Source organism: Shewanella sp. MBTL60-112-B2 (assembly GCF_019655055.1).
In the GTDB taxonomy this organism is placed as follows: Bacteria; Pseudomonadota; Gammaproteobacteria; order Enterobacterales; family Shewanellaceae; genus Shewanella.
In genome coordinates this window covers 47,957-64,603 of sequence record NZ_BPFA01000016.1, presented here as the reverse complement: position 1 = coordinate 64,603, position 16,647 = coordinate 47,957, and the positions used below count along the sequence as shown (strand labels likewise).

The 16,647-nt window shown below is 45.5% G+C and carries 12 protein-coding genes; 4 read left to right on the top strand and 8 right to left on the bottom strand.

Annotated features, from left to right (window positions below):
* Positions 1–197: 197 nt before the first annotated feature.
* The 6 genes from ilvA to ilvC form a co-directional block, all read right to left on the bottom strand.
* Positions 198–1,751 carry a threonine ammonia-lyase, biosynthetic gene (ilvA, locus tag K5Q73_RS11800; RefSeq protein ID WP_220765278.1) on the bottom strand — a complete coding sequence of 518 codons (1,554 nt, stop codon included), beginning with the start codon at positions 1,749–1,751 and terminating at the stop codon, positions 198–200.
* Between the two features lie 28 nt (positions 1,752–1,779).
* Positions 1,780–3,627, bottom strand: a complete 1,848-nt coding sequence (gene ilvD, locus K5Q73_RS11795) for a dihydroxy-acid dehydratase (protein ID WP_220765277.1) — start codon at positions 3,625–3,627, stop codon at positions 1,780–1,782.
* Between the two features lie 383 nt (positions 3,628–4,010).
* Complete coding sequence (locus tag K5Q73_RS11790) at positions 4,011–4,934, bottom strand: branched-chain amino acid transaminase (protein WP_220765276.1); 924 nt, start codon at positions 4,932–4,934, stop codon at positions 4,011–4,013.
* Between the two features lie 4 nt (positions 4,935–4,938).
* Entirely contained in the window at positions 4,939–5,202 is a 264-nt protein-coding gene (ilvM, locus tag K5Q73_RS11785; RefSeq protein WP_220765275.1) for an acetolactate synthase 2 small subunit, read from the bottom strand.
* Positions 5,203–5,279: 77 nt separating this feature from the next.
* A complete protein-coding gene (gene ilvG / locus K5Q73_RS11780; protein WP_220765297.1) occupies positions 5,280–6,959 on the bottom strand; it encodes an acetolactate synthase 2 catalytic subunit in 1,680 nt (559 codons plus the stop codon).
* Positions 6,960–7,556: 597 nt separating this feature from the next.
* On the bottom strand, positions 7,557–9,038 hold the full coding sequence (gene ilvC, locus K5Q73_RS11775; RefSeq protein WP_220765274.1) for a ketol-acid reductoisomerase: 1,482 nt from the start codon (positions 9,036–9,038) through the stop codon (positions 7,557–7,559).
* A 180-nt stretch (positions 9,039–9,218) separates the two neighbouring features.
* On the opposite strand from ilvC, the gene ilvY reads away from it, so the two are divergent.
* Positions 9,219–10,091: an HTH-type transcriptional activator IlvY gene (gene ilvY, locus K5Q73_RS11770; RefSeq protein ID WP_220765273.1), complete on the top strand. Its 873-nt coding sequence runs from the start codon at positions 9,219–9,221 to the stop codon at positions 10,089–10,091.
* Positions 10,092–10,095: 4 nt separating this feature from the next.
* Here the strand turns inward: ilvY and K5Q73_RS11765 are convergent, their stop codons facing one another.
* Both K5Q73_RS11765 and K5Q73_RS11760 read right to left on the bottom strand, forming a co-directional pair.
* The gene (locus K5Q73_RS11765) at positions 10,096–11,028 is read right to left on the bottom strand and encodes a LysR family transcriptional regulator (protein ID WP_220765296.1); all 933 of its coding nucleotides are present in this window, start codon (positions 11,026–11,028) and stop codon (positions 10,096–10,098) included.
* A 298-nt stretch (positions 11,029–11,326) separates the two neighbouring features.
* The gene (locus K5Q73_RS11760) at positions 11,327–12,175 is read right to left on the bottom strand and encodes a LysR family transcriptional regulator (protein WP_220765272.1); all 849 of its coding nucleotides are present in this window, start codon (positions 12,173–12,175) and stop codon (positions 11,327–11,329) included.
* Between the two features lie 260 nt (positions 12,176–12,435).
* Here K5Q73_RS11760 and K5Q73_RS11755 point away from each other — a divergent pair, with 260 nt between their 5' ends.
* The 3 genes from K5Q73_RS11755 to hutH are packed head-to-tail and all read left to right on the top strand — an operon-like array spanning position 12,436 to position 15,968.
* Positions 12,436–13,938: a flavocytochrome c gene (locus K5Q73_RS11755; RefSeq protein WP_220765271.1), complete on the top strand. Its 1,503-nt coding sequence runs from the start codon at positions 12,436–12,438 to the stop codon at positions 13,936–13,938.
* On the top strand, positions 13,938–14,288 hold the full coding sequence (locus K5Q73_RS11750; RefSeq protein WP_220765270.1) for a cytochrome c3 family protein: 351 nt from the start codon (positions 13,938–13,940) through the stop codon (positions 14,286–14,288). The genes K5Q73_RS11755 and K5Q73_RS11750 overlap by 1 nt, the downstream gene beginning before the upstream one ends.
* Before the next feature lie 27 nt (positions 14,289–14,315).
* Positions 14,316–15,968, top strand: a complete 1,653-nt coding sequence (gene hutH / locus K5Q73_RS11745; RefSeq protein WP_220765269.1) for a histidine ammonia-lyase — start codon at positions 14,316–14,318, stop codon at positions 15,966–15,968.
* Positions 15,969–16,647 lie beyond the last annotated feature (679 nt).

Sequence of the window (16,647 nt, the reverse complement as noted above, 5' to 3'; positions counted from 1 at the left end):
TCTATCAAAGCTATAAGTCAGCGAAAAAACAAACAGTATAAAAAAACAGCTTCACGCCATACTACAAAAGAAGCTCTGTTACTATCAAGCAGATAGCTGATAAATCTTACAGCAACGTTAATAATACTTAAGCTGAGAAAATAAAAAGACAGCATCGATAATCGACACTGCCTATATGGATGACCAACTCAATCTGCTTATTGGCTGCGGTTATCTAAAAACAGCTGATAAGCTGGGCTTTCAGTTTCCTCTTGATAGACAAAACCTAATTCAGTTAAAAACTGTTTAAAGGCCAAATTATCACATTCTGGCACCTCAAAACCCGCTAATACTCGACCGTAAGCAGCACCATGATTTCGATAATGAAACAGGCTGATATTCCACTTACTCTGCAAGGTGGTTAAAAACTTAAATAGTGCGCCAGGATGCTCTGGAAATTCAAAGCTAAACAAACGTTCCTCAAGTGGCTCAGGCGGCTGCCCTCCCACCATGTAACGCACATGCAACTTGGCCGTTTCATCATTAGACAAATCCTGCACACCAAAGCCTTCAGACTCCAGGTTAGCAATAATGCCATCGAGCTCACTCTGCCCTTCTGACAAACGAATCCCCGCAAACACCACAGCTTTATCACGGCTACTGAAGCGGTAGTTAAATTCGGTCATCGCTCGCTTGTCTAATAGCTCGCAAAAACGCAGAAACACACCTGGGCGCTCAGGAACTTTAACCGCCAAAATCGCTTCTTTCTGCTCACCAAGTTCACAGCGTTCAGACACATAGCGCAAGCTATGAAAATTCACGTTAGCGCCACTTAAAATCGCGCCCACTTTCTCGCCTTTACCATTACTACCAATATACTTTTTCAGCCCAGCCAAGGATAGCGCACCTGACGGCTCGGCAATCGCTCGCGTATCTTCAAAGATATCCTTCACCGCTGCGCAGATTTCATCTGAACTCACGGTGATCACATCATCGACATACTCACGAGCCAATCTAAATGGTTCGGCGCCAATCTGCTTAACGGCCACGCCATCAGCAAACAAACCAACTTGCGGCAATATCACCCGCTCATCGGCTTCTAGCGCCGCCTTTAAACAGGCAGAATCTTCCGGCTCGACACCGATTATCTTCACCTGTGGCATTACCGCTTTATAGTAAGCCGCAACACCCGCAATTAAGCCACCGCCACCAACAGGTACAAACACCACTTCGAGATCGCGCTGCTGCTGCAACATCTCTTGCGCCACAGTGCCTTGGCCTGCAATCACTGCTTCGTCATCAAACGGCGCCACATAAACGCGCCCTTCATTCTTCGCAAGACTTTGGGCATAAGCATTGGCCTGATCGAACGCTTGGCCATGCAGCACCACTTCTCCACCAAGACGCCTAACCGCATCGACCTTAATATCGGGAGTCGTCTCAGGCATCACTATCACCGCACTAATACCGCGAGCTGAAGCCGACATCGCCACGCCTTGAGCATGATTACCCGCCGAGGCGCACACCACACCACATTCACATTCTTCTTTAGTCAATTCCGCTATCTTGTTGTAAGCACCGCGAAGTTTAAACGAGTGCACAGGCTGCATATCTTCACGCTTTAAAAATACCTGACAGCCTAAACGTGCCGACAGCTTGTTAAGGCTAGAAAGCGGCGTAACTTTAGCCACATCATAAACCGATGACAGTAATGTCTTCTGCAAATAATAGTGCGCCAAATCTAGTTGCGATTGTGATGCTAGAGCCAACATAAACTACCTCTTAATCCCGTTAAATCGATTAAACTAGCTTGCTCGTATCACGCACAGCGCCCTTATCGGCACTGGTCGCTAATAGTGCATAGGCCTTAAGTGCCATCGATACTTGTCTTACTCGCCCTAGAGGCTTCCAAGCATCACTACCAAGCGCTTCCATTGCAGTGCGGCGCGCCGCTAACTCAATATCACTGATAGCGAGTTTGATTGAGCGTGCCGGAATATCGATTTCAATACGATCGCCAGTTTGCACTAAACCTATGGTGCCGCCAGCCGCCGCTTCTGGTGAAACATGGCCAATAGACAAGCCTGAAGTACCACCCGAGAAACGACCATCTGTGATCAGTGCGCATTGTGTGCCTAGACCACGAGATTTCAAATAACTGGTTGGGTAAAGCATCTCTTGCATACCGGGTCCACCTTTAGGGCCTTCGTAGCGAATAACCACCACGTCACCTGCAACCACTTCACCACCTAAAATACCAGCTACCGCATCGTCTTGGCTTTCATACACGCGCGCGCTACCCACAAAAGTGTGATTCTCCACTTCAACGCCCGCGGTTTTAACGATACAGCCATCAAGCGCTACGTTGCCTGACAGTACTGCCAAACCACCTTCTTGGCTAAAAGCAAATTCACGACTGCGAATACAACCTTCTTGGCGATCATCATCAACACTGTCCCAGCGGCAATCCTGACTAAAGGCCTTGGTAGTTGGAATACCAGCAGGGCCTGCAGAGAAGAATTTACGCACCGCGGCGTCATCACTCTGGGCAATATCGAATTTTGCCAATACTTCTGCAAGATTTTTTCCGGCTACGTGATAGGCATCGTTATGCAGTAAGTTAGCTCGGTCTAGCTCACCCAAGATCCCCATTACACCACCAGCGCGGTGGACATCTTCCATATGGTATTTCGGCGTGGCTGGAGCCACTTTACACAAGTGCGGTACCAGTCTAGATAAACGGTCAATATCAGCCATAGTGAAATCCACTTCAGCCTCTTGGGCTGCTGCAAGTAAATGCAGCACGGTATTACTTGAGCCGCCCATGGCGATATCTAAGGTCATGGCATTTTCAAACGCCTTGAAGTTAGCGATATTACGCGGCAAGGCTGACTCGTCATCATCGCGGTAATAGCGTGTGGCAAGGTCCATAATACGGCGACCCGCTTCAAGGAAGAGTTCACGGCGATCGGCGTGAGTCGCTAACATAGAGCCGTTACCTGGCAATGATAAACCAAGCGCCTCGGTTAAACAGTTCATCGAGTTAGCAGTAAACATACCCGAGCATGAACCACAGGTTGGACAAGCACTACGCTCAATCTTTTCACTGTCTTCGTCAGATACGCGCTCATCGGCACCCGCCACCATAGCATCGACCAGATCTAGCTTGATAAGCTTATCTGACAGCTTAGTTTTACCCGCTTCCATCGGGCCGCCCGATACAAAAATCACTGGAATATTAAGGCGTAATGACGCCATTAGCATGCCAGGGGTGATCTTATCGCAATTCGAGATACACACTAAGGCATCGGCGCAGTGTGCATTCACCATATATTCAACGCTATCGGCAATCAGTTCACGCGATGGCAAGCTGTACAGCATACCGCCGTGCCCCATCGCGATGCCGTCATCAACGGCGATGGTATTAAATTCTTTTGCAATGCCGCCCGCTTCTTCAATGGCACCAGCCACCAAAGAGCCCATATCTTTCAGATGTACGTGACCGGGCACAAACTGAGTAAAGGAGTTAGAAATGGCGATAATCGGCTTACCGAAGTCGTTATCTTTCACACCTGTGGCACGCCAAAGTGCACGCGCTCCTGCCATGTTACGGCCTTCGGTACTGGTTGCTGAACGTAGTTTTGGCATTGCATTATCCTTTATTTTTTTAAAGAAGGTTGTAGGTTCTATAGCACCTATTTCTCACCTTCTATTTTCTAATTCGTTAACCTGAGGTTTGATATCCTGGCTCTAGGCCCTAGGTCCTAAAAACATCTAGCCAATCCTTAGATTCTTATATCGCTCTAATCTTTTCCGGCTTTTTCGTGAGTCAGTAGTTATACCGACAAGTCTTAATATCAAATCTTGATTGACGGGCTAAAGCCCGACCTACAAAAATCCAATTTTTCCGGCTTTTCCGTCAGTGAGCCTGCGAACGTTCCGTTAACCGCTATCCGTAAGCGCAGCGTTCGTCTCTGCTTGTGCTTTCCTAGGACCTTTCTTAGCTTTCCTAGCACCTAGGACCTGCTTTTTTATAAAACCTCCAACCAACCCCACTTATCTTCGGTCTCACCATTAAACAGACCAAAGAAGCTCTGCTGAATTTCTTTGGTGATCTCACCGCGCTTGCCAGTGCCGACTTCGATACGATCCACGCTGCGCACTGGCACGATTTCAGCAGCGGTACCAGTCATAAAGATCTCGTCGGCAAGATAGAGAAATTCACGTGACATTTGTTCTTCAACCACCTGATAACCTTTATCTCGAGCAAGGGTGATAATACTGTCCCGTGTCAGCCCCATCAGAATAGCTGCTGTTGCAGGTGGTGTGTAGATCTTGTTCTTTTTAATGACAAAAATATTAGCACCGGCCGCTTCACTCACTAAACCGTTGGTGTCCAGCGCGATCCCTTCATCGAAGCCATTGCGTTTGGCTTCGGTTGATATTTGTAGTGACGAGAGATAGTTGCCACCCGCTTTAGCACCTGTTGGAATAGTATTTGGCGCCAAACGATTCCACGAGGTCACAGCCACATCCACCCCAGCATCCATACTGTCTTCACCTAGATAGGCTCCCCACGGAAATGCTGCTACTAACAAATCGCACTGAGCATCTTTTGGTGGTGTGATCCCCATACCGACGTCGCCATAAAAGGCCAAGGGGCGGATATATGCACTAGTTAAGCTATTACCGAGTGTGGCGTCTCGACACGCCTGCATCACATCATCGAAGCTATAAGGGATCGGCATACGATAAATTTTGGCAGAATCAAACAGACGCTGAACATGCTCAGTTAAGCGGAAACCAGCCGGCCCGCGATGAGTATCGTAAACACGGATACCTTCAAAAACGGAGGTGCCATAGTGCAGTGCGTGAGACATGACATGAACCTTAGCATCACCCCAAGGCATCATTTCACCATTGAACCAAATTAACTCTGCTGTTTTAGCGGCCATATTCTCACCCTTCCTGTTGTGCTAGTTCACTTGAGCTGTTTACCAATACCTGGCAATCAATTACATCAATAAGCTTATTTATTTGATTAGTTAGCAAGCCAACTTCGCGCTCGCTCTGCACCAGCATATCGATGCTAGTGCTGTTATTACTGTTGAGCTGCATGCTCAAATTAGCGACCTTAAATCCACGATGACGAACGACACGCAGCACACGCTCTAATACTTCAGGCCTTTGCTGCACATTTAATGCTAATGAGTAATTGTTCATATTCTTGCTCTCCGTCTCGCGCTATCGCTAATGCTTCAATGCGTTAATTCAATGTCTCAAACTCGGCGTTTTTACCTTTACGTTTGCTTGTCCATCTCATCCATCATGTCTTGGTTTGACGCCCCTGGCGGCACTAATGGCCACACGTTATGGGCATCATCTATCGACACATGCAATAAGAACGGCCCCTCGCTATTAAGCAGCTCATCTAAGCCCGCCTCGACATCACAGGCCTTATTGATATTACGCCCAGAGATATCAAACGCCGATGCCATCTTGACGAAATCTGGGTTGTCAGAAAGATCGGTTTCGCTATAACGCTCTTCAAAAAATAGCTGTTGCCATTGCTTCACCATGCCGAGCTTTTGATTATCGATAAGCAAGATTTTGACGGGTAGACGCTTACGCTTGATGGTGGTTAGCTCTTGTACATTCATCATAAATGAGCCATCGCCTGATACGACAACAACCGTGGCATCGGGTCGTGCGACTTTTGCGCCAATCGCTGCCGGAAGACCAAAGCCCATAGTGCCAAGTCCCGCACTCGATAGATGATCTTCAGGACGGTTAAAGAACATATGCTGCGCCACCCACATCTGGTGCTGACCCACATCACAGGCAACAACACTGTTTTGCGGTAACTTATGCGCCAAACGATTTAGCATAGCAGGGGCATAGATAAGCTCACCCGGGCGGTCATAACGCCACTGATGCTCTTGCTTCATCTGTACAATCTTGGTTTGCCATGGAGCAAATTGCTCACCTAGGTTTTGAGTTAACGCGGGCAGGATCTGACGTAGGTCGCCAGCGATAGCCACTTCAGGCAGGCGTAACTTACCTAGCTCAGCAGCATCGATGTCTAAGTGGATCACCTTGGCATTTTCAGCAAAGCTGGCTAAGCGCCCAGTCACTCGGTCGTCAAATCGCGCGCCAACAACAATCAACAGGTCGCACTCTTGTACCGCCAAGTTAGACGCTTTAGAGCCATGCATACCCAGCATGCCTAAATAGCCAGGGGTCTCAGGCGCGATAGAGCCTAAGCCCTTTAATGTGGCAACCGACGGAATGCCAGTGACCTTGATAAAGTCACGTAGCTGGTCAACCGCGCTTGCCATGCCAACACCGCCGCCCACATACAGCATTGGCTGCTTAGCTTGACTGATAAGCTCGCGAGCATCATTTATTTGCTCAGGCGTATGCTCCGGCTCAGGCGTTACCGCTTGCAGTGGCGTCTTGTACTCCAGCATGGCGATTTGCACATCTTTGGGTATATCGACTAAAACGGGACCAGGGCGGCCTGAAGCGGCAATCTCAAATGCTTTATAAAGCGTAGGCACGAGTTCATCGACATGGGACACCATAAAACTGTGCTTAGTGCACGATAGTGACATGCCTAAAACATCGATTTCTTGGAAGGCATCGGTGCCGATAACCGCAGTAGAGACTTGGCCGGTGATGGCTACCACGGGAACTGAGTCGAGTAGCGCGTCAGCAAGGGAAGTCACCAAATTTGTGGCGCCGGGGCCGGAAGTCGCAAAACATACGCCAGTTTGGCCACTTGCTCTTGCAAAACCGACAGCAGCAAATGCAGCGCCTTGCTCGTGACGACTGAGAAGATGTTCTACTGGGCTGCCGTAGAGCGCATCATAGATAGGCATAATTGCCCCACCGGGATAACCAAAAACTGTAGTTACACCGTGAGCTGCAATCGCTTTGATGACTGCATCTGCGCCTCGTATCATCTGCCCAGGTTCCATTTGACTCTGCTCCATTTGCCCTTGTTCCATAAATCAGTGCCCCACTACCATTAACGTATTTCATAAGGACTTAGATTCAGTTTTTACTTTATCTGGGCCCTTATACGAAAAAACCCCCGTTCCTTGCGGAGCGGGGGTTTTTGCAATCTTAAACCTAGATTAGGTGTGTCGATTCAATATGCGCAGCCCCCGCTGTGATTTAATAATCACGACGCTAATAATCACAATAATGAGCTGGGCAGCTTGGTTGAACATATTCGACTGGGTTCCTAATCAGATTCTTTGCTTAAATTCGGTGTCGTCTAAAACACGACCATTAAGAAGTACCACAAAGCCTATAAAAAACACAATAAAAACTTTCTAACATCAAATTTTATCATCTAGTCTATGCGGTTTAGGCCGTGACCAGTGCAAGAATATCTGATGCTCTGCCTGACTTTATTACTGCTATTAAGGTGTTAATCCTTAGTGGTTAATCGAAAGTGAGTTATCGAAAGTGCTTTTTCTAAAAACGTGACGTTCTCAAATTTAAATTTTTTAGCCTAGGCCCAAATCAATTAAGATTTAAGCCCGGCTAGAATAGATGTGAAAATTAATTTATTTCTCTTCTACGATGCGCTTCATTTCGGTCATGTAACCACGAAGTTCAGCACCAATTTCTTCAACTGCTGTACCACGAATCGCAGCGTTGACCTCGATTAAACGGACGTTATCAACGCCGTTGCTCGCATCTTGTAGACCGCCACCTAGGTACTCTGCAGACATGTTAGCTACGTAATCTTTTAGTAATGGCAGTGCAGCATGGTTAAATAGGTAACAACCGTATTCAGCGGTATCTGAAATCACTACGTTCATCTCGTATAAACGCTTACGTGCAATAGTGTTAGCGATAAGCGGCGTCTCGTGCAGTGACTCGTAATAAGCCGACTCTTCAATGATGCCTGCAGCAACCATGGTGTCGAAAGCCAGCTCAACACCTGCTTTAATCATTGCCACTAGGAAGATGCCTTTATCGAAATAAGCTTGCTCGTCGATGTGCTCTTCACAGCCTGGTGCATTTTCAAAACCGGTATCGTTAGTTTCGCTGCGCCACTTAAGTAGGTTAGCGTCGTCGTTAGCCCAGTCAGCCATCATGGTCTTAGAGAACTCACCACCAATGATGTCATCCATGTGCTTTTCAAATAGCGGCTTAAGAATCACTTTCAACTCTTCAGCCATATCGAATGCTTTGATCTTGGCCGGGTTTGATAGGCGGTCCATCATATGAGTGATACCACCATGCTTAAGCGCTTCAGTGGTTGTTTCCCAACCTTGCTGAATAAGCTTAGCTGCGTAACCTGGCTCAACACCGTCGGCAAGCATCTTCTCATAACCTAGGATGGCACCCGTTTGCAGCATGCCACATAGAATAGTCTGCTCGCCCATTAGGTCAGATTTTACTTCGGCGATGAAAGAAGAATGCAATACACCAGCGCGATCGCCACCAGTTGCACTTGCATACGCCTTAGCGATATCGAAACCTTCACCCTTAGGATCATTTTCTGGGTGAACAGCAATCAGTGTTGGTACACCAAAGCCACGCTTGTATTCTTCACGAACTTCAGTACCCGGACACTTAGGCGCAACCATGATAACTGTAATATCTGGGCGAACCTGCATGCCCTCTTCAACAATGTTGAAACCATGAGAGTAAGATAGCGTTGCACCTTGCTTCATTAGCGGCATAACCGTAGTAACAGCATTGGTGTGTTGCTTGTCTGGCGTCAGGTTTAGTACCAAATCTGCATCAGGGATCAGCTCTTCGATAGTGCCAACGCGGAAACCGTTACCGGTTGCTTTCTGGTAAGAATCACGCTTCTCGCTAATCGCTTGCTCACGTAATGCAAAAGAGATATTTAGACCTGAGTCACGCATATTCAAGCCTTGGTTAAGACCTTGAGCGCCACAGCCAAGAATGACGATGTTCCAGCCTTTAATGAAGTTACAGCCTTCGCTGAACTCACTACGATCCATGAAGCGGCATTGAGCCAGCTGTTCCAATTGTTGACGCAAATTCAGAGAGTTAAAATAGTTAGCCATCTGATATACCACCTTGATTCTGGATTGTTATACGGGCTGGCTCACTTTGAGCCACGCTGTGATTGAGATCACTATAGCGCATGCCTTTCATTGCTTAAAATGATATATTTGGGATGTAGTATTGCGTTTTTTGCAACACAAACTAAATTAATCCAGTTTAGTCAACATGGAGAGCTCGGTTTGGATATTCGCACCATAAAGCTTTATCTGCATTTAGCTGATAGCTTGCACTTTGCTAGAACAGCACAGGCGATGCATGTCAGCCCATCGACCTTGAGTCGCGCCATGCAAAGGCTGGAAGAGGAAGTTGGTGCGCAGTTGTTTCAGCGTGACAACCGCAGTGTGACCCTGACGAGCGCTGGCGTGGAGTACCGCCACTTTGCCGAGTCCACACTTGAGCAATGGGGCAAGCTAAAAACCAAAATCGATCCCAAGCAGGACTTTCTTAGAGGTAGACTCAATCTATATTGCTCGGTAACTGCCGCCTATAGCCATCTGCCTGGTTTACTTGACCGTTTTAGACGTGAGCACCCCTTAGTTGAAATCGCGCTAACGACTGGTGATGCTGCCAACGCGGTTAATGAAGTACGTAACAATCGTGCCGATATCGCCATCGCCGCCCTACCCGATCCGTTTCCCGACAACCTTCACTTTGCCAAGATTGATGATGTGCCGCTGTCGATAATTGCCCCAACCTTTAGATGTCAGGTGCAAGAACTACTCACTGAGTCTTATATTCCATGGGATAGGCTACCTTTTATCGTGCCTGAGCATGGCCCAGGTCGAAAACGTATCGACAACTGGTTTAAGTCTTTGGGGTTAATTCCCAATATTTATGCGCAGGTCTCAGGCCAAGAAGCCATAACCTCTATGGTGGCATTGGGATGTGGCGTGAGCATTACTCCAGAGGTGGTGATCAATAACAGCCCGGTAAGAGATCGTATTCAGCTACTGACCTCGCCTATCGACATCCCTCCCTTTGAACTCGGTTGCTGCTGTAAGAGCAAGCGTACAGCTGAACCCGTTATTGAGGCATTTTTACAGGCAATATAATGACCTATTGATTGGCGGCTTTGACGCCGTCAATCAGCATATTACGCAACCAGCTATGACTTGGGTCAAGATTGAAATGTTTATGCCAAACCAGCACATAAGCGCCGGATTCGACTTTTATCGGTACATCAAGGCAAACTAATTGGTAATCCGCTATCATCTGCAAGACATATTTCTGCGGAGCACATAAAATTAAATCGCTGTTTTCACACAAATCAAGCGCACAATTAAAGTCTGTCATATTCACAGCAATATCGCGATGTAGATGCTCTAATCGCAATACATCGTCTAGCAGCCACTGCTCAAGACCGCCAAAAGCAACTTGTAGATGACGATATTTAAGGAAGGTATCTAAATTCCAGCGTTCACTGAGCAATGGATGCCCTTCACGTACCAGACAAACAGGGTGATCTCGAATAACTTCTGAATAAGCTAATTCTTCAGGCAAGTTATCCATGTGCAGCAAGGAACGCTTATCCCACTCGCGGCAGATAATGCCCATATCGATTTCACAGCGTAATAGCTGTTCCATACTGTTATGCGACCATGTTTGGCTATTAATACTCACTTGTGGGGCTTGCTTTAGCAGCTTAGGCATAAAGTGCGGAAAAGTTAACGAGTAAGCCGTTTCAACTAAATGCATTCTAAAGCGGCGCTGACTTTCTGCAGGCTCAAAGGTACTTGGGCGGGTGAACTGCTCCAGCCTTTGCAGCACCTCTCTTAGCTCTGGCGCTAGCTGTAAGGCACGAGGCGTGGCTTTTAAGCCATAAGCCGTGCGTTCAAACAATTGGTCATCGAAGGTTTCACGTAACTTACTCAACTGCTTACTGACTGCAGATTGGGTTAAATGCAAACGCGAAGCCGCCGCAGTAACACTCTGCTCTTCAAGCAGTACTTCTAACACTCTGAGTAAATTGAAATCCAACTGTTTCACAATAGGCCTTTTGCAAATGACGCAAGTTATGCGTCTTATCATAAAGGGTTTGCAAACATACGCTATTGATATTCATTCTAACCGGGCTAAACCACCAGCCTAGACCTGTCTCTACTTAGTTGTGATTAACAATCGGCAAACCCATTTTGATTAGAGCAGTGTAGGTATATTTATGGCTTACATAACAATTTAATATATTAAAAGAAAATAAACGCCCATATTACTTTAATTGATTTCATCAATATATTAACGATCTCAATCAGACTATAAGATTAATTGTGACCAAAAACACATTCAGTTTTTAACGAGAGTCACCAGTAGAAATAATCTTTTCAATTAACCCAATCTGCTGTAACTCTAACTTGCGATCTTGATTCACATAGATAGCAATAGGTCCATTAATATCGCCAGAGGTTGGTCCCGCACACTTTTCAATATTTTCGTTTTTGAGAATAATTTGCTCAGGCAATAAACCAATTCCCATTCCACGCTCGATTAATTTACAAGAGAAATCTGGAGTATCTATCACCATAACCTTCTTATAATCAGGATTGTTATACATACAAGCACTTAAATCATGCCAATGATTCCAAATATCAGAGTGCACGAATGTAGGAACTGGTTTAGCAAATTCTATCCCCACCTTTTTAGCCCAAAAAAACTTTAAATTGTCGAGTTCGGTAAAATGTTCAAAGATTGGATGATCATCAAATATGCCTTCGGTGATAACAACATCGACTTCCCCTGAATCCATCCAGCCTTTAATTGTAGCCAACTCACCTGTATTGATTTGCACGAAAAACTCTTCAATAAAGTCATTGGTTAACTTGGCTGACAAGTACTTCTCGTACAGTCTAGGTTGAGTCGCTATTTTAATGACAGACTTTCTATTAACCTGCTGAAGTGCCGACTCGAGTTCATTCATCGACATGATGACATCTTCAGCTTTTTTGTAGATTTCATGACCGCGGTCAGTCAACCTCACCCCGCGACTCTCTCTTTCAAACAGTTTCGCGCCAATTTTTTTCTCTAGAGCAATAATGCTGGAGCTAACACTAGGTTGAGTCATTTTTAAAAAGCTTGCCGCTTTAGAAAATGATGAAAACTTTGCGGAGTAATAGAAACAATAAACTGTTGTGTTATTAATCATAATTATTCGGGATCTAGTTCTAGATTCTTATTGTTGTGTGACCGCAATCAAATGCACGATATTTAATTAATATTTATGATTTAAAAAACCATTAATTAATTATCATACTTTACGCCATTTCCAGCTATAACCACGCTCACAATCTTTGGTATTACTTTTTTTTATACCTATATATATCAGATGACAATCACAAACTCGGCACGACACGATTCATATCATCAAGCTCGAATGATGACTAATATAAAATTCGTGGAATAATAATGAAAAGAAGAGACTTTCTAACTAAAAGCATGGGTATTACCGCAGCAATGGCTTTACCATTTTCAGCGACAGCTATTGCATCAGAAAATAGTTGGGACCGAGAATACGACTTAATCATTGTCGGCAGTGGTTTTGCGGGGTTAGCTGCTGCTTATTCGGCTAACAAAGCTGGATTAAAAAACATACTGATCCTTGAAAAGATGGAAACCTGGGGCGGCAACTCAGCGATTTGCGGCGGTATTGCTTGTATGCCGAATACCTCTCTTCAGAAAAAGCACGGCATCGAAGACTCTCCAGAGTTAATGATCAAAGATATGGTAAAAGCCGGTCGTGGTTTTAACCATCCAGAACTGTGCAAAACCTTAGCGACCGAGGCCCACACCGTATACGACATGTTAATTGGTTGTGGCGTCGAATTTATGGATAAAATTATCCGCCTTGGAGGACACAGCGCGCCTAGAGCGCATATTCCAGCTAATGCCTCTGGTGGCGGAATTGTGGTTCCTATGCACAAGTACTTAGTGAATAAAGGTGTGCAGTTCCAAAATCGTACTCAAGTGACCTCTTTACTGCGTGATAAGAATAACGCGATCACCGGCGTTGCCGTACAAGAGAAATTTGATTTTGAAACGGAAAAGTTCAAAGGCGAGCAAACCTACAAGTCACGCCATGGTGTAGTTGTTGCGACCGGTGGTTGGGGACAAGATAAGAAGTTCGTTAAGACAACTATGCCTATTTACGCTCACCTAGAAGCGACTGCGCACCCGGGCGCAACAGCAGGCATGATCAAATCCTTACTTGCAGTAGGCTCGCTACCTATCATGCTCGACATGTATCAGCTCGGCCCTTGGGCTTCTCCAGATGAAAAAGGTGCAGGTCCCGCATCTTTCTTTGCTGATTACTCATTTAGTGAAGGGATTGCCATCGACCCAATGACCGGCAAGCGCTTTATGAATGAATTGGCCGATCGCCGCACTCGCGCTGAAGCACAGTTGGTCGTATTAGAGAAAGGGACTTCAGAAAAGCCTAACTTCCCATTCACTTTCTGTAGCGAAGCAACCACACAGCGTGCTGAAGGCTTTAAGGGCGCTTACCGTGACGGTGCGGTTAACAAGTCGAACTCTGTTGCTGAACTGGCTAAACGTCACGGTGTCGATGAGGCGGTACTTGCTCAGTCGATTGCAGATTGGAACGAGATTGTTGCAGGCAAGCCAGATCCATTTAACAAGCCATTGGACAGAAGAACCGAATTAAAACCACCATTTTACTCACTACGACTATCGCCAAAGTTGCATTACTGCATGGGCGGCGTAGCTATCACTCCTGATGCAGAAGTGATTGATGCAACGACCTGTGAGCCAATCAAAGGGCTGTTTGCTGCTGGCGAAGTCGCTGGCGGTACCCATGGTATGGACCGTTTAGGTGGTTGTTCGTCAGTTGACGGCTTGGTTTTTGGTCAGATTGCAGGCAGAACTGCAGCAAATTATAAGGCGAATGCGTAATGAAAACTTCTTTTGCCGTTGCCGTTATCGCAACTCTACTATCTTGCAGTGCATTTGCTGCTAAACCGACGATTAAACAACATCATATCGACGCACTTGGCGATGATATGAACTGCCGCACCTGCCATACGACTAAGGGTGCGTTTGAACGGCCGAGCGATCAGGCCTGTATTGATTGCCACGGTGGCATGCATGATATCCCTACAGAGCCAAATCGTTTTGATAAGAATCCACATAATTCGCATCACTACGAAGACTTGCTTGAATGTATGGTTTGCCATTCTGAACACAAGCCATCGAAAGATATTTGCTCCGACTGCCATAAAGTCGAATTTAACAACCTTAAGTAAATGTACTACTAAATTAGAGAGTTAAAAATGAAGAAAAGTGTATTTGCATTACTCGTTGCAGCAAGCCTACCTTTATCCGCTAATGCGGCAACACATACTCTAGATGGTCGTTCACTCACAGTGGATCAGCTATGGGAAATCGCCCAACCAGGTGAAGACGTTAAGATTTCTAAAGCAGGTTGGCAACGCATTAACGCAGGTTACAAGGCGCCTATTCACGCAGCTGCTGATGGCCGCTCTATTTACGGCTTAACCGTTAACTACGGCGCCTTAAAAGATCAGCGTGTTGCAGGCACATCAGTTGAAGACGAACCTAACTTTACTGCTTCAATTAAGTTCAACGAACGCCAGATGCGTATTCAAGCTGCGGGGGTAGAGCCGTTCGTGTCTGAGCGCGAATCAAAGATGGCGATGATCATTCGCCTTAACCAAATGGCAGCGGGTTACACTGCGATGAGTACCGAAGGTGCGCAAGCATTTATGGACTACATCAATGCAGACGTTACACCACTGATCCCAAGTCGAGGCTCATCTGGCGCTAACGATTTAAGTTTAGCGACCCATATTGGTTTATCGCTAATGGGTGAATGGGACGTGATGTACAAAGGCGAGCGCCGTGACTCAAAAGAAGTACGTGAAGAGCTAGATCTAAAGCCTTACAGACCGTTCGGTTTAGACGGTATTTCTATCTTATCAAACGGTAACGTGGCCGAAGCACAGAACATTGCAGCGGTTAAAAAAGCCGAACATTTCCTAGAAATTTCACCGGTAATTATTGCCTCTTCACTAGAAGCACTTAACGGTAACGTATCACCATTCCTATGGCACACAGTTGATACTAAAGGCTGGCCACAAGGTCATGAAGCTGCAGAAGCTATTCTTGGTGCGCTAAAAGGCTCATATTTATGGGAATTAGATAGCAAGCGTAACCTGCAAGACCCACTGTCATTCCGCTCATCTGGTTATATTTTAGCGACCGCAAAAGAAGAACTACGCCAAGCAAAAGAGCTACTGAACACTGCGATTAATCACACGACAGATAACCCAATTGTGAACACTGAAGCTCGTGATGACCTTTGGTATAGCGACACTCCAGCTGTTAATGCATTACGTGTCGGCGATGATAGCGTTTTTGTAAACTCTGGTGCTAACTTCGACAACACTCAATTAGCCGTGCAGATGGAATCTTTAGGCCGTGCACTTGCACAAGTTATCCATATTTCTGCATGGCGTACCACTCAGTTAGACGATGGCCATCGCACTAATCTACCGACTTACCTAATCGCGAAAGAGAATGTCGGCGGCGACGGTTTTGCTAACATCGCCCAATCAATGTCAGGCTTATATGCTGAAGCAATGACATTAACCAATAGCGCAACACTTTACGGTGTACCAACGTCTGTAGGCATTGAGGAGACGTTCAGCAACGTTAACTTAATTGCCTCTCGCGTCGAGAAAATGGCTGATATTGGTTACGAGATCTATGCCTATGAGGTATTGCATACAACTCAAGGTATGGAGATCCGCATGAGAGATCAAGATAAGAAAATGGGTACGGGTACAAGTCACTTAATCGAGCAGTACCGTAAAGTAGTGCCATTTGTTGATTTAGACCGAACTTACACACCCGATATAAATAACGGTATTAAGTTCCTTAAGAGCTATTCTGTAGCCAAGTAAGAATACACAGCTTAGTTTATTAAGCCTAAGTTAGTCCCCTGCATTAAAAAAGGTGTTTAGCCAATTGCTAAACACCTTTTCATTTTGTCTCCTCCTCTGCATTACCATCCATTAAAACCTAAGCACATGCCCCTAAGAAGTAAGAGTATGGGTATAAAAAAGTCTACAAATATTCTATTTCCCTAAGGGAAACTCTAAGAAAATCCAGATGACTTTGAAGATAAAAATAAATAACAAAGAACACAAAGTGAGCAAGCAGTAGTTTATAGCTTTAAAGAAAAGCGCTTTTTTAACGATAAAAATCAACACTGAAAACATCAAAACTAGCCCAGATTGGCTTATAACAGATCTAGCTAACTCTCCACTAATTTAATGGTTAACTAAAGTTTTTTTATTTATTTAAATTGCAATAAACCTCCACTGCTCCGCCACTCGGAAATATCGGAAATCGAAATAACACAACTTAAAAAAACAAAAAGCTCATTGCTCACACAAACTTTATTTAGCTCCAATAAAATAAGTAACACGAAATTTAGCCAAACGAATACAAGCCAACATAGGAAAATAAAACCAGCCTAATTTCGAATAACACAACATACAAATTTCGACTTTTGCAATATGGGACAAGCACTGCAATTAGTGGAATCCATTAAATATTTACCTCCACTCATCTGATATT

What these genes read in the sequence shown, in the direction of transcription:
- ilvM (WP_220765275.1), bottom strand. Translation starts at nt 5,202, where the DNA reads ATGAACAATTACTCATTAGCATTAAATGTGCAGCAAAGGCCTGAAGTA.
- ilvA (WP_220765278.1), bottom strand. Translation starts at nt 1,751, where the DNA reads ATGTTGGCTCTAGCATCACAATCGCAACTAGATTTGGCGCACTATTAT.
- K5Q73_RS11790 (WP_220765276.1), bottom strand. Translation starts at nt 4,934, where the DNA reads ATGGCCGCTAAAACAGCAGAGTTAATTTGGTTCAATGGTGAAATGATG.
- K5Q73_RS11755 (WP_220765271.1), top strand. Translation starts at nt 12,436, where the DNA reads ATGAAAAGAAGAGACTTTCTAACTAAAAGCATGGGTATTACCGCAGCA.
- ilvD (WP_220765277.1), bottom strand. Translation starts at nt 3,627, where the DNA reads ATGCCAAAACTACGTTCAGCAACCAGTACCGAAGGCCGTAACATGGCA.
- ilvG (WP_220765297.1), bottom strand. Translation starts at nt 6,959, where the DNA reads ATGGAACCTGGGCAGATGATACGAGGCGCAGATGCAGTCATCAAAGCG.
- K5Q73_RS11760 (WP_220765272.1), bottom strand. Translation starts at nt 12,175, where the DNA reads ATGATTAATAACACAACAGTTTATTGTTTCTATTACTCCGCAAAGTTT.
- hutH (WP_220765269.1), top strand. Translation starts at nt 14,316, where the DNA reads ATGAAGAAAAGTGTATTTGCATTACTCGTTGCAGCAAGCCTACCTTTA.
- ilvC (WP_220765274.1), bottom strand. Translation starts at nt 9,038, where the DNA reads ATGGCTAACTATTTTAACTCTCTGAATTTGCGTCAACAATTGGAACAG.
- K5Q73_RS11750 (WP_220765270.1), top strand. Translation starts at nt 13,938, where the DNA reads ATGAAAACTTCTTTTGCCGTTGCCGTTATCGCAACTCTACTATCTTGC.